Raw genomic sequence first — 12,326 nt, 5'->3', positions numbered from 1 at the left:
CGTGGTTCCCGCGTGCCAATTGATTGCACGAAACCGGCCGGCGGTGTGCTAAGTTGCCGGAATTCCCGTCCGGAATTCCCGCTGGAACCCCAGGCCACCGCCATGCTGAAATTCGCCGCCAACCTATCCATGATGTATCAGGAATATCCGTTCCTGGACCGTTATGCCGCCGCCGCGTCGGATGGCTTCACGGGGGTCGAATGCATGTTTCCGTACGCCGAACCCGCCGCCTTTGTGCGGGAACGGATGGACGCGGTGGGCGTGTCGCAAGTGCTGTTCAATGCACCGCCGGGCGTGACCTCGCGCGGTGAACGCGGGCTGGCGGCATTGCCCGGGCGGCAGGCGGAATTCCAGGCAGGGATTGAACATGCCTTGTCGTATGCGACGACGCTGTCTTGCTCTAATGTGCACGTCATGGCGGGGCTGGCGCCCGACGGCGTGCCGCGCGAATCGCTGCTGGATTGCTACCGCGAAAATCTGGATTGGGCGGCGCGCCAGGCGCGATCGGCGGGTGTCACGTTGCTGATCGAACCCATCAACACGCGCGACATCCCGGGCTACATCCTGAACCGCCAGAGCGAGGCCCACGCCATCGTGCAGGCCGTGAACGCGTCGAACCTGAAAGTGCAGATGGACCTGTACCACTGCCAGATCGTCGAAGGCGACGTCACCACCAAACTGCATGAGTACCTGCCCACGGGCCGCGTGGGCCACGTGCAGATCGCGGGTGTGCCGCACCGCCACGAACCGGATCGCGGCGAGCTTGATTACGGCTGGGTATTCAACGTGCTGCGCGAACTGGACTACAGCGGCTGGATCGGCTGCGAGTACCGCCCGGCGGGCCACACGTCGGCGGGCTTGCGCTGGCTGAACGCGGCGCGCGGCTAATCGCAACGCGCGGCTGAACACCGCGCTGTCCCTGTCCCCCTGTCCCCCTGTCGCCTTCTTCTGCCCTCATTCCCCCCCCCGCATTGCCGCCCGAAACGCCGGGCTTGCGGTCGTGCCGAAAATAGTTAATATGTTAAGCAAAATAAACGCAAACCAAGGTCGAGGAGGCCGGGACATGATGACAAGCATCTTGCCGCGCACGTGGCGGGCCGTGGCGCTGACCAGCGCCGCTGCATGGTTCAGCCTTGCATGCAGCGGCGCTTCGGCGGGCGAATTCCCCGACCATCCCATCCGCTGGCTGGTGCCGTTCAGCGCGGGCGGCGGCAGCGATATCGCCACGCGTATCGTCGCCAGGCACGTGGGCGAATCGCTGGGGCAGACGGTCGTGGTCGAGAACCGGCCGGGTGCCGCCACCATCGTCGCCGCGCAAGAGACCGCGCGCGCCGCGCCCGACGGCTACACCTTGATGACCGCAGGCATGAGCACGCTGGCCTTGAACCCCTGGCTATACAAGAACCTGCCCTATGACCCCGCCCGCAACCTGACCCCGGTGTCCACGCTGGTGTCCCTGCCGATCGTGCTGGTGACCTCGCCCACTTCCGACCTGTCAGACATGCCCGCCGTCATGCGCTACCTGCGCAGCGACAAGCCGGGCAGCTATGCCTCGCTGGGCGTGGGCAGCCCGCATCACCTGGCCATGGAGCTGTTCCTGGAATCCATCGGCGGACGCGCCACGGCAATTCCGTACAAGGGCACGCCGCCCGCCTTGCAGGACGTGGCGTCGGGCGTGGTGCCGATGATGATGGCCGACCTGGCCGCCGCGCGGCCGTTGATCCAGGCCGGCAAGCTGCGCGCCATCGCGGTGCCGGCCGCGCAGCGCTCAGCCCAGTTACCCGATGTGCCGACTTTTGCGGAAGTGGGCGGGCACACGTTCGAGGCGGCGGCCTGGCAAGGCGTGGTGGCGCCGGCCGGCACGCCCGCACCCATCGTCGATAAGCTCAGCCAGGCCATCGTGGCCGCGTTGAAGTCGCCCGACGTGGTCAAACAACTGACTTTGCAGGGCATGGAACCCACGGGCAGCACGCCGCAAGCCTTTGCCGACTATGCGCGCGCGGAAAACGAACGCTGGGGCGCGGTGATCCGGCACAAGGGCATTTCGGCGGAATAGCGCGGCATCAGCCGCGCCTGGGGCGCTTAGTCGCGCACCCTGGCGCGGCGCTTCTTGCCGCGCTGCGCCGTGGCCGCGCAACCCGCCGACGCAATGACGATGCCGGCAATTGCCAGCCATTGGGTTTGCGACAAGTGTTCGTTCAGCACGATCACGCCGGCCAGCGCGCCCATGGCCGGCTCCATGCTGAGCAGCACGCCAAACGTCTTTTGCGGCAGGCGCCGCAGCGCGATCATTTCCAGCGAGTAGGGCAGCGCGCTGGACAAAATGCCCACGCCGATGCCCGCCAGAATCAGCTTGGGGTCCAGCAAGGCCATGCCCGCATGCGCGACGCCCACCGGCAAGGCCACCATCGTGGCCGCCAGCAAACCCAGTGACGTCGCCTGGCCGCCATGCACGTTGCCGGCCATTTTTCCGAAGACGATGTATAGCGCCCAGCACACGGCGGCGGCCAGCGCGTAGGCAATGCCGGTCGGGTCCAGGTCGTGCAGCGACTGGCCGGTGGGAATCAACAGCACCAGCCCTGCCAGCGCGCAGCCGATCCACACAAAATCAATCGCCCGCCGCGACATCAGCACGGCCAATGTCAGCGGGCCGGTGAATTCAATGGCGATGGCGATGCCCAGCGGCAACGTGCGCAGCGCCATGTAGAACAGCAGGTTCATGCAGGCCAGCGTCACGCCGTACAGCGCGATCTTCGCTGCGTTTTGCCGGGTCAACGCGAAGCGCCACGGTCGCCAGAACGCAATCAGGATGATGGCGCCGATAACGATGCGATAGGCGGTCGTGCCCTGCGCGCCCACCTGGGGAAACAAGGACTTGGCGAACGACGTGCCGATGCACAGCGACGCCATCGCGCCGATCAGCGACAGGGTGGGAAGCAGGGTCGAGCCCGTGGCGTTGTGCCCGGTGTTCAAGGTGGCGGCGGTCATGGGTGCTAGGTAACGCTCAATGCAGGAACGCGCGGACGCGCAACGAAAAACGAAGGTTCAAGGCGCCAGCGTGGCGGCCGTGGAGTAAAGCACATACAGCGCCAGGCCCAGCATCACGGCGCCCAGCAAGCCTTGCTGCATGCGCAAGAACCAGGGGTTACGCCCGACCCAACCACGAATGCGCGACGCGCCGTAGGCAAAGCAGCTGCCGTAAGGCAGGCTGAGTACTTTCATGGTGATGCCCAGCACCATCATCTGCACCCACACGGGGCCGTTTTCCGGCGAGGTGAACTGCGGCAGGAAGGCGATCATGAACAGCAGCACCTTCGGGTTCAGCAGGTTCGTCATGAAGCCCTGCCAGAACGCATCGCGCGCATCGCCCGGCCGCGCCGACAAGGACACGTCGGCCGCCTGCGCGCAGCGGATCATCGCCTTGATACCCAAGTAACCCAGATACAAACCGCCCGCTGCCTTGATCGCCACGAACAGCGTCGGAAAGGCTTGCAGCACCGACGCCAGGCCCAGCACCACGGCGGGCACCTGGATGAAACCGGCCGCCACGTTGCCCAGCACGCTGTGCAAGGCCGGGCGAAAGCCTTGCGTCATGCCGCGCGACAGCGTCAACGCCATGTCCGGGCCGGGCGTGAGTTTAAGCGCCGCGTCGGCGGCAAGAAAAAGCAGAAAAAGCTGGAGCGACGGCATTGCAACGGCGGCTGATTGGCGTGTCCCACGGCAGGGCACCGGGGACGGAGGGCTCTCAGTGTACGCACGCCCGCTGATTTTTTCCTGCGTCCGGCGGCGGCCAAATGAAGTTTCCGGTCGAATTGGGGCCGGACCTGTTCGCGCCCAGGATTAGAATCTGCGCAAGCCCGGAATCAACCCGGACCTTGGCCCGCAGCCCGCCCACAGCCCGGGCCGTTATCCGGCCTGTAGTCCGGCCCGCCAGCCGAAGCCGCCACCGCGTTTCCGACCTCCCCCCGTTCCGAGACCCCAATGGAACTAGACGATTTTGATCTTCAAATCCTGCAAAGCTTGCAGGAAGACAACCAGCGCACCAGCCAGGACGTCGCCGAACGCGTGAACCTGTCGCCGGTATCCTGCCTGCGCCGCATGAAGCGGCTGCGCGAATCCAAGGTAGTGACGGCCGATGTGTCCGTGGTGGACCCGGCCGCCGTGGGGCGCGCCATCATGATGGTGGTGCTGGTGTCGCTGGAGAGCGAACGCGCCGACAAGCTCGACCTCTTCAAGCGCGCCATGCACGGCGCGCCCGAGGTCATGCAGTGCCTGGCGGTAACGGGCGAAGTCGACTTCGTGCTGACGCTGACCATGGCCGACATGGCCGAATACGACGACTTCGCCCAGCGCCACTTCTGGGGCAACCCGAACGTCAAGCGCTTCTCGACGCTGGTGGTGATGAGCCAGGTGAAGAACACGTTGACGGTGCCGGTGGCTACATCGGCTTGAGGCCCAGCGTCTGGATCATCTGGCGGTACTTGGCGACCTGAGCGGTGGCGTAGGCGTCTGCGTCGGGCTGGCTCATCGGCGCCAATAAGCGGCGCCCCTCGGCTTCCATGCGGGCGCGCAGGTCGGGCTGTTCCAGCGCATAGCCCACGGCACGACGCAAGGTGTCCACTTCGGCGGCGGGCGTGTCCTGGCGCACGTAGTAACCGCCCGCGATCGTGTAGACGAAATCGGGGATGGTCTTGCTTTGCGATATCAGCGGCAGCTTGGCCAGCGCAGCGGGCAGCGTGTCAGAAAAGCTGGTCAGGATCTTCAACTGCTGTTGCGCGGCCATGCCCTCCATCGCTTGCTGGTAGGGCAGTACCGCAAAATCGACCTGGCGTCCGATCAGGTCTTGCAGCGCGGGCGCCGCGCCGCGATAGGGCACGTGCAGGAATTCCGCGCCCACGCGCCGGCCCAGGTATTCCGTCATGATGTGATAGAGCGAACCGACGCCCACACTGCCGAAGGTCAGGGGGCTGGCGCCCGGTCGCTTGGCGTAGGCAATGAATTCATCCACGGTATTGACCGGCAGGTCCGCGCGCGCGAGCAACACGATGGTGGCTTCGCTGATGGGCTGCGTCAGCCGGAAGTCTTCGGGCTTGTAGTGCGCGGCGGCGTTCAGGAACGGGCTGAGGATGACCTCGTTAGGCGACCCGTGCAAGAACGTGTAGCCGTCCGGCGCGCTGGTCAACACGCGGCGCGCGCCCAGCATGCCCGCGCCGCCGCCCACGTTTTCCACCACCACCTGTTGCCCGAGCGCGTGCGCGATGTGTACGCCAAACTGGCGCGCGGACGCATCGCTGGCGCCGCCCGCCGGATACGGCACCACCAGGCTCAGCGGCTTCTTGGCCGGATAGTCCGCATGGGCCAGCGGCGTCATGGCACAAGCGGCAAGGCAAACGGCGGCCATCCGGGCCGGTAGATTCCAACGCATGCTGCTTCTCCCTTGTCATTTCAGTTGGCGCGCAGCCGGTTGTCCGGTCTGCCGTATGCAGTCTAGGCAGCGGCGATTGTTCGCATCAATGACTGGCGGGAGGTCCGATCATTGTGATTTTTGCATCGATGGAAGTGGCCGGCTGAGGCGCGGCCGGCTCAGGTGCGGCCGGCCTAGGTGCGGCCGGCCTAGGTGCGGCGGGACTCCAGGGCGGGAAAGGTCTTCAGGATGTGGCGCAGCATGCTGGCCGTGGCGGGCGGCAGATGCCGGCCGGCCAGGCTGATGACGTGCGTGCGGCTGTTGTTCAGGATGGGGTTGGCCAGCGGCAGCGACACCATCTGGCGAAACTGCGCGCCCTTGAGCGGCACGGACAGCGGGTTCACCACATAGCCCAGCCCCTGGCTGGCGAATTCCCACAGGATCTTGAAAGAGTTGGTCAGCAGCGCGGGCTTGAGCTTGACGTTTTCGTCCAGCTCGGCCGCCTGGATGTGTTGGCGCACGCCAAACGATTCGTCCATGGCGGCCCACCCGTAGGGCGCCAGGTCGGCTAAGCGCAACGCACGGCGCGACCGCGCCAGCGGGTGGTCTTTGTGCACGTGCACGCGCATCGGCGCGGCGCGCGAATAGTGCGACCGCAAGCGCACATCGTTGGGCGGCTGAAAGGCCAGCGCAATCTGTACGCGCTCTTGCACCAGGCAACGCACGGTCTCGTTAGTGCCGGCCACGTGGATGCTGTAGGTGATGTCGGGGTGCTTGCGCACGAAGGACAGCAGCACGGGCTCCAGCACCATGTCGACAAAGCCTTCGCCCAGCGCCAGTTCCACGTGGCCACGCGTTGCGCTTTTCAGGTTGTTGACTTCGGCCTGGAAGGATTCGTTCAGGTCCTGCTGACGGCGGGCGAACAGCGCCACCAGGCGGCCGGCGTCGGTAGGCACCACGCCGCGCCCACGGCGTTCCAGCAGCGCCAGCCCGGTGTCTGCCTCCAACCGGGCGATGGCGCGACTGATGGCGGACGGATCGGTATTGAGCTGATCGGCGGCGGCGCGCAACGTGCCGGTTTCTATCACTTGCAGCAAGCAGAGCGTCCGTTTGAACTCCAGGACATCATCCATGATTGGTTTCCATGACGGGCTTCCAAGAAAGACGCACCCCGCGTATTCGGCCGGGTTGCATCGTTGCAAAAACCGCATCGATAAGACGCAATCATTGCTATCGGCTTTGTACCCGCGCCTGTCTATAGTCGATAGCCGTATTTCCCCCAAGCCTGCCTACGGAGAGACCGCAACATGGCTAACGTCCCATCGCCCATCAGTCCGGAACTGCTGCGCAACATGCGCGAATGGCGTCGCGACCTGCACGCCCATCCCGAAACCGCCTTCTGTGAATTCCGCACGGCCGACGTGGTGGCGCGCGAATTGGAGCGCGCGGGTGCCGTGGTGCATCGGGGCTTGGGCAAGACCGGCGTGGTCGGTACGCTGGCGCGGGGCGCGGGGCCGGTGATCGGGCTGCGCGCCGACATGGACGCGCTGGACATGCAGGAACTGGGCGACGTCTCGCACCGGTCGACCATTGCCGGCAAGATGCACGGCTGCGGCCACGACGGGCATACGGCCATGCTGCTTGGCGCTGCGCACCACCTGGCCGTGGACCCGGAATGGCGTGGCACGCTGCACCTGATCTTCCAGCCGGCCGAGGAACACGCGGGCGGCGGGCTGGCCATGGTGCAGGACGGCTTGTTCGACCTTTTTCCCTGCGACGCGGTGTACGCGCTGCACAACTCGCCCAATCTGCCGTTCGGCACCGTGTCCACGCGGGTGGGCACGGTGATGGCGAATTGCGACACGTATGAAATCAACGTCACCGGCAAGGGCTGCCATGCGGCGCAACCCGAGCATGGCATTGATCCCATTGTGGCGGCCGCGCAGCTGGTTACCGCCATGCAGGCCATCGTCAGCCGCAATGTGAAGCCCACCGACGCGTTGGCGCTAAGCATCACGGAGATTCATGCCGGCGATACCTGGAACGTGGTGCCCAACAGCGTCATGTTGCGCGGCAGTTGCCGCACGTTGACCGCCGCCACGCGCGACTTGGCCGAACGCCGCCTGCGTGAAGTGTGCGCGGGCGTGGCGGTGAGTTCCGGCGCCCGTATCGATGTGCAGGTGTTTCGCGGCTATCCGGCGTGCGTGAACACGGAAGCCGAGGTGCAGCTGGCGGTCCGTGCGGCGGCGCGCGTGGTGGGCGCGGACAAGGTTGATGCGGCTTGCACGCCGCGCATGGGCTCGGAAGATTTCGCGTATATGCTGCAACAGCGCCCGGGCGCGTACGTGTTTGTCGGCGCCGGGCGGCCAGGCGTTGAAAACCCGCCTGTGCATAACCCGTACTACGATTTCAACGACGACATTCTGCCGCTGGGCGCGCATTACTGGGTGGAACTGGTGAAGACGGCGATGCCGATTTAGCGCGGCGGGGGGCGGGGTTCTGAAGGCTCGTGGGTGGCGGAAGGGGCGGAAGGGGCGCGAGTAGTGCGAGTAGTGGCAGTAGAGGCAGCAGAGGCAGTAGAGGCAGCGGACGCCGATTCGGCTGCCGCCGATGCGACGGGTGCGCCTGCACGCGCCAACGCCGCGCCCGCTTCCTCCGAGACCGTCCTCAGATGCAGATCGCGCTGCGGGAAGGCGATTTCGATGCCGGCCTGGCGCAGCGCGTCGTACAGGCGCGTCAACAGGTCGCTGCGGATGTCGATCCAGCGGTCGAAATCGTACGTCCACGCGCGCACACTGAAGTCCAGCGTGCTGGCGCCGATGCCCATGAACAGTACCGTGGGCGCGGGGTCGGCAACGATGCCGGGCGTTTCGCGGGCGACGGCATCAAGCAGCGCGATCGCCTGGCGAGGGTCGGTGCCGTAGGCCAGGCCGATGCTGGCTTCAATGCGGCGGCTGCGGTCCAGCATGGTCCAGTTAGTCAGCTTGTCCGACAGCAGCGTGCCGTTGGGCACGATCACGTCGGCGCCTTCGAATGTCTTGATGCGCGTGGCGCGCATGCCAATGTCGCGCACCTGGCCGGACGTGCCGCTGATCTCTACCACATCGCCCGGTTGGATCGGCCGCTCGAACATCAGAATCAGGCCCGATACGAAGTTGTTCACCACGCCTTGCAAGCCAAAGCCGATGCCCACGCCCAGCGCGCCGAAGACGATGGTCAGCTGGCTGGTCTGGAAGCCCGCCGCCGACAGCGCAATGCCCAGGCCCAGCAGCAGCACCAGGTAGTACGACAGCGACGCAACGCTGTTGCTCACGCCACGCGGCAAGGCCATGCGGGTCAGCACTTCGTCGCGCAGGATCAGGCGGATGGTGCGCGCCGCCCAGAAGGCGATGATCACCGAAATAAAAAACAGCAGCACGTTGCCCAGGCTGATGGAAACTTCGCCGATGGTCAGCGTGTAGGACAGCACTTCGGTAACGAATGCATAGGTGGCGCGCAGGATGCGAAAGCGGTCCATGGCGTAGACGGCCCAACCCACCGCGGCCGTTGCGGTCAAGAGGCGGATCAGCAACTGCACCAACGGCGGCGCGTGTTCGCGCGCCAGCCGGAAGCGCGAGATGCCTTGCCGGGTCAGCAGCAATTGCAGCAGGGTGGTGATGACCGTCACGCCGGCATAAAGCACCAGCCCGAAGTAGCCGCAGCCGATCACCGCGCTGGTCAGCATTTCGGCCAGCGACACATTGCCGAACAGGTTTGCGACCAGCGACACGCCCAGCAAGGCGGCGGCGCCCCAGGCGATGGCGCGCAAGATGGACGCCAGCCGTGCCGAGGCGGCAGGGTGGACCTGACGGCGGGTGCGGTGCAGGAGCCACAGGATGGCGGCCAGCGCCAGCGCGGTCAGCGCCACGGTGGACAGGCGGTAGAACAGCGTGTTGGCCAGGAACAGAAAGCCCAGGCGCTCGGCCAGGAACAGTGCGGTGATTACGTGCGGCCATTGGTCCAGCTGGCGTCGTGCGGACGGCGGCAGCAGGCGCAGCACCGGCACGGCGGCCAGCACCAGCGCTACCTGCTGCACCATCAACGGTGCGTCGGGCTCCAGGGCCAGCACGCCCAGCATCGATAGCAGCAACCAGGTGGACAAGGGCCGGCCCAGCACACCGGCGGCGGTTTCGCTCATGACGCCCGCGCGAATCGCGTCGCGACTTTTTCTTGCCAGCCACAGCAGCAGCGGCAGCAGCAACAGTTGCAGCACATGCAGCGCGCGCTGATTGCCACTGCCCGCCGCGCCGTAGTCGCGCGCGAAGCGCACTTCGATGTCCAGGCCGGTGCGCAGCAGGGCCAGGGTGTCTTCGCCCGTGTCCTGCGATTTGCCTGCATCCCAGAGCGGTGGCGAATCGATGCGCATCAGCCGCGCGTCGATATCGTTGATGGCATCACTGACCGCGCGCTGACCCGCCTTGATGCGTTCTTCGACGGCGTTGGCGCGCTGTTCAAGCGCGGCCTGGCGCGAAAGCGGAATGGACAGGGCCTGCGCCGCCGCCGTCAACTGCGCCTGGACGGCATCCACGCGGTCGGCCAGCGCGGGCGGCAGGCCGGCGGCGGAGGAAGAATCCTTGATGGCCTGCCATGCGGCGCGGCGGCGCAGCAGTTCGGCGGCGTCGCTGGCGTACCAGGCGGTCGCCTGGCGCAGATCGGCCTGCCAGCGCGCCAGCCGGTTGGCGTCAAAGACCCAGTGCCGCTCCAGGCTTTCCACCCGCATGATGGGCAGCGTGCGCAGTTGGGCAGGCTGGAATTCGTAGAGTTTTTCGTCGGCGGATTTGCCGATGGCTTCAAGCGCCGGGCCCAGGGTGGCGTCGGGGTCGGCCACGGCCACGCGCTGCAACACGCCCTCTGCGTAGCGGGTGTCGCTGTCCGCTCGCAATGGAATGTCCGCCATCTGGATGGCGGCGGGCGGGGCAGGCGGCGATGCGGAAGGTGGGTCGGCGATGGCCACGCGGGCGGCGGCCAAGGCCAGCAAGCCTAGGGAACATCCGAACAGGTACTCGAGGACTCTGGCTCGGACGCGCATGTCGCGACTCCGTGGGGATGCTGCGAGGCGGGGGGCAATCCACTCTAGCGCATCACCAGTCCGCCGTCCACGAACAGCACTTGCCCCGTCATGAAACCGCTCCAGTCAGACGCCAGGAACAGCACCGGCCCGGCGACGTCCTGGGGGCGGGCGATGCGCCGCAGCGGCGTGGCCGCAATCAGCTGCTCGCGAAATGATTCCTGCGTGGCGCCGCTGGCGTCGGTCGGGTAGACCAGGCCGGGGGCGACGCAGTTGACGCGCACGCCATACGGCCCCAGCTCAACCGCCAGATTGCGGCTGAATGCCACCAGCGCGGCCTTGGCAGTGGTGTAGTCGTGGTACGGCACCACCGGATGTTCGACCAGGTTGCTGGCGATGTTGACGATGCAGCCTTGCGCGCGCTGCTTGAAATGCGGCAGTGCGGCGCGGCACACGTTGAATGCGGCGCCGACCGCGCCATCGAACTGCGATTGATAGTCCTGCCATTGCAGCGCATCGAAAGCGGTGCGCTGGCGGGGGTCGAACGCGTAGGGCCGCAAGGCATTGTTGACGACGATGTCCAGGCGGCCGGCGTCTTGCACGATGCCGTCGACCATGGCGCGCACGGCGTCGGGCACGCCGACGTCCGCCTGCACGGCCCAGGCATCGCCGCCGGCGGCCTGGCATTGCGCGACCACGCTGTCGGCCGCGGCCGTGTTGCGTAAATAGTTGACCACCACGGTGGCGCCTTCACGCGCGAAGCTGCGCGCGATTTCGGCGCCGATGCCTCGGCTGGCGCCCGTCACCAGCACCACCTTGCCTGCGAATTTCAACGCCGCATTCATGTCATGCCTCCGGCAACAAGTGCGTGTCGACAACGGCGGCGATGTCGATGGGCTGCTTGATGAGGCCCAACGCGTGGTAAGCGTCCGCCGCCTGTTGCAGCAAGCCGATATCGATGGAGCCCAAGGGCCTGCCGCCGGATGCGATGGATGCGGCGTTGCGCAGCCGGATCACTTCCAGGTTGACGGCCAGATCGGTGCCGTCAAGGGCGCGCTTGCCGGCCAGTTGGGCCGCTTCTTCGGGATGCGCGATCATCCACGCGGCGCTGTCGCGATAAGCCTTCAGGAAGGCACGCAGCAGGGCCTGCTTTTGCGGCAGTGCCGACTCGCGCACGACGAACAGGTCGCTGGATACGTTCAGGGTGTCGCTGACCTGCATCACATTGACCTCGCCCAGGCCGCGCTTGCGCCCCACCAGCAAGCCGGTGTCGGTGGCGGCGGTGGCGTCCACTTGCCCTTGCAGCAGCGGCGCAAAGTTCAGCACGCCGGTGACGACGATTTCAACATCGGCTTCGGTAAGCCCGGCCTGATGCAGCATCACCAGCAGGTTCTGGCGCGTGCCGCTGGACAGGCTGTAGACGCCGATGCGCTTGCCCTTCAAGTCGGCCGGCCGCGTGATGTTGGCCGACTTCAACGACACCACGTTGAAGACGTTTTGCGGATAGATGTCGTAGATGGCGCGCAGCTTTTCGCCCTTGTCCAACGCCATGAAAAACGAGCCGGGGTCGGTGAAGGCCACGTCGGCCTGGCCGCTGAGCAGGTTGCGGATGGCGTCGCCACCGCCCGCGCCGGGCAGGTAGACAAGGTTGACGCCCTGCGCCTTGAAGAAGCCCTTGTCTGGCTCGGCCAGCAGGTTGGTGATTTCGCTGATGGGCTTGCTCCAGCCCGCCAGCGTGACGGTGCCGCTAACGGCTGTGGCCGAGGCGCCCTGGGCGCGTGCCGCCAGCGGCGCCACGGACGTGGCGGCAAGGCCTGCGGCGGCCGTCAGCAAGGCGCGGCGGGTGGGAGAAAAATGCATGGATGCGGTCCGGAT

General features: G+C 66.3%; 11 protein-coding genes. 4 read left to right on the top strand and 7 right to left on the bottom strand.

Features of this window, described 5'->3' with window-relative positions:
* Nucleotides 1–102 precede the first annotated feature (102 nt).
* Together otnI and KYT87_RS27095 are read left to right on the top strand one after the other, a co-directional pair.
* Nucleotides 103–888 carry a 2-oxo-tetronate isomerase gene (otnI, locus tag KYT87_RS27100; RefSeq protein ID WP_104142752.1) on the top strand — a complete coding sequence of 262 codons (786 nt, stop codon included), beginning with the start codon at nucleotides 103–105 and terminating at the stop codon, nucleotides 886–888.
* A gap of 175 nt (nucleotides 889–1,063) precedes the next feature.
* On the top strand, nucleotides 1,064–2,056 hold the full coding sequence (locus KYT87_RS27095; protein ID WP_219991308.1) for a tripartite tricarboxylate transporter substrate binding protein: 993 nt from the start codon (nucleotides 1,064–1,066) through the stop codon (nucleotides 2,054–2,056).
* Nucleotides 2,057–2,082: 26 nt separating this feature from the next.
* Here the strand turns inward: KYT87_RS27095 and KYT87_RS27090 are convergent, their stop codons facing one another.
* Together KYT87_RS27090 and KYT87_RS27085 are read right to left on the bottom strand one after the other, a co-directional pair.
* Nucleotides 2,083–2,988, bottom strand: coding sequence for a DMT family transporter (locus tag KYT87_RS27090; RefSeq protein ID WP_104142755.1), 906 nt, complete (start codon nucleotides 2,986–2,988; stop codon nucleotides 2,083–2,085).
* 57 nt (nucleotides 2,989–3,045) lie between these two features.
* Nucleotides 3,046–3,690, bottom strand: coding sequence for a LysE family translocator (locus KYT87_RS27085; protein WP_104142756.1), 645 nt, complete (start codon nucleotides 3,688–3,690; stop codon nucleotides 3,046–3,048).
* A 291-nt stretch (nucleotides 3,691–3,981) separates the two neighbouring features.
* On the opposite strand from KYT87_RS27085, the gene KYT87_RS27080 reads away from it, so the two are divergent.
* A complete protein-coding gene (locus KYT87_RS27080; RefSeq protein WP_046803228.1) occupies nucleotides 3,982–4,452 on the top strand; it encodes an Lrp/AsnC family transcriptional regulator in 471 nt (156 codons plus the stop codon).
* On the opposite strand, the gene KYT87_RS27075 is transcribed toward KYT87_RS27080, so the two are convergent.
* Nucleotides 4,439–5,425 (bottom strand): tripartite tricarboxylate transporter substrate binding protein, encoded by a 987-nt coding sequence (locus KYT87_RS27075; protein WP_104142759.1) that lies wholly within the window; start codon nucleotides 5,423–5,425, stop codon nucleotides 4,439–4,441. The two genes, KYT87_RS27080 and KYT87_RS27075, sit on opposite strands and share 14 nt — an antisense overlap.
* A 188-nt stretch (nucleotides 5,426–5,613) precedes the next feature.
* Entirely contained in the window at nucleotides 5,614–6,537 is a 924-nt protein-coding gene (locus KYT87_RS27070) for a LysR family transcriptional regulator (protein WP_219991307.1), read from the bottom strand.
* Nucleotides 6,538–6,711: 174 nt separating this feature from the next.
* Here KYT87_RS27070 and KYT87_RS27065 point away from each other — a divergent pair, with 174 nt between their 5' ends.
* On the top strand, nucleotides 6,712–7,884 hold the full coding sequence (locus KYT87_RS27065; protein WP_219991306.1) for a M20 aminoacylase family protein: 1,173 nt from the start codon (nucleotides 6,712–6,714) through the stop codon (nucleotides 7,882–7,884).
* Here the strand turns inward: KYT87_RS27065 and KYT87_RS27060 are convergent.
* Genes KYT87_RS27060 through KYT87_RS27050 form a run of 3 tightly spaced genes read right to left on the bottom strand, consistent with a single transcriptional unit; the run spans nucleotide 7,881 to nucleotide 12,311 of the window.
* A complete protein-coding gene (locus KYT87_RS27060) occupies nucleotides 7,881–10,472 on the bottom strand; it encodes a mechanosensitive ion channel family protein (protein WP_219991305.1) in 2,592 nt (863 codons plus the stop codon). The two genes, KYT87_RS27065 and KYT87_RS27060, sit on opposite strands and share 4 nt — an antisense overlap.
* 44 nt (nucleotides 10,473–10,516) lie before the next feature.
* Nucleotides 10,517–11,296, bottom strand: a complete 780-nt coding sequence (locus tag KYT87_RS27055) for a 3-oxoacyl-ACP reductase (protein WP_219991304.1) — start codon at nucleotides 11,294–11,296, stop codon at nucleotides 10,517–10,519.
* A 1-nt stretch (nucleotide 11,297) separates the two neighbouring features.
* Nucleotides 11,298–12,311: an ABC transporter substrate-binding protein gene (locus KYT87_RS27050; RefSeq protein ID WP_104142836.1), complete on the bottom strand. Its 1,014-nt coding sequence runs from the start codon at nucleotides 12,309–12,311 to the stop codon at nucleotides 11,298–11,300.
* Between the last annotated feature and the right edge of the window lie 15 nt (nucleotides 12,312–12,326).

Origin of the sequence: Achromobacter sp. ES-001, assembly GCF_019448355.1 — a bacterium.
GTDB classification, from domain to species: Bacteria; Pseudomonadota; Gammaproteobacteria; order Burkholderiales; family Burkholderiaceae_B; genus Achromobacter; species Achromobacter spanius_B.
The sequence above is the reverse complement of the archived record's forward strand: the minus strand, read 5'-3'. Positions and strand labels throughout refer to the sequence as shown.